This is a genomic window from Oleiphilus sp. HI0125 (genome assembly GCF_001635355.1).
Window position 1 is genome coordinate 1 of the sequence record NZ_LWGF01000163.1, and the last position, 1,050, is coordinate 1,050.

A 1,050-nucleotide genomic window follows, 5' to 3' on the forward strand; every position below is an offset into this window, starting at 1 on the left:
CAAGAGCAAGAGCAAGAGCAAGAGCAAGAGCAAGAGCAAGATATCGAAATTAGTATTGATGCACTTGAGGAATCTCTAGCTGAAGCCATTCCAGAGTATGCTGTAGAAGAAACTGAAGAAGAGCTTGTAGCGACAGAACCAGAAGCTGCACCAGAAGAAACCATCCAAGTTGAAGAAGTTGATCAAACTGCTTCAGGATCTTTGGCGGAACTTGATCCTGAGTTAGCTGAAATTTTCTTGGAAGAAGCGCTAGAGTTGATCAATCATTCAGGCGAGCTACTGCACCAATGGCAGAGTGAGAGTGATAATTTTACGCTTGTAGGTGAATTGCAGCGCGATCTACATACGCTAAAAGGTGGTGCACGTATGGCTGAGGTCACTGCAATTGGTGATCTCTCACATGAGTTAGAAACATTGTTTGAGCGCACGGTTGAAGCACACACCGTTGCGAGTCCGGCCGTGATTGAACTTTGTCTTCAGTGTCATGATGCACTAGCGTCTATGGTCGATAGTGTTGAAGCGGGTTCTGTTCCTGCTCCAGCATTAGATTTGCTAGAAGCTGTTAAGCGCTCTATTGCTGGTGAAGAACCAGTATTAAGTAAGGTTCCAGCACCTCAGCCTGAGCAAACAGAAGTAGAACCTGAAGTTGAGAATATCGAGGCTACAGAACCTGAAATTGTTGAAGTTGAAGAGATAACGCTCGTAAAAGAGACGACAATTCCAGTTGAGCCAGAGCCAGCGAAACCTGTCAAGCCTGAATTATCAGAAGAAGACGCCCTCGATAAAGAAGTGCTTGATATGTTCGCCGAGGAGGCGCAGGAACTCATCGAAGCGCTCGAAACGAACATGGCGGATTGGGCTGATGCGCCAACCGAACAGAACTACAATCAAGAGTTGCAACGAGTACTGCATACTCTCAAAGGTGGTGCCCGTCTAGCGAGCTTAGATAAGTTGGCAGACACGAGTCATGATTTTGAAACACGTTTAATCCAAGCCTATTCAAATGGCGAAGCCTTTGAGGGTGAACTCAAAGCGCTAGCATTAAAAGCT

General features: G+C 46.1%; 1 protein-coding gene. It reads left to right on the forward strand.

What is annotated here, in order from left to right:
* Nucleotides 1-1,050: Hpt domain-containing protein (locus A3762_RS02690; RefSeq protein WP_197468965.1), on the forward strand; the 1,050-nt coding region annotated here is incomplete at both ends.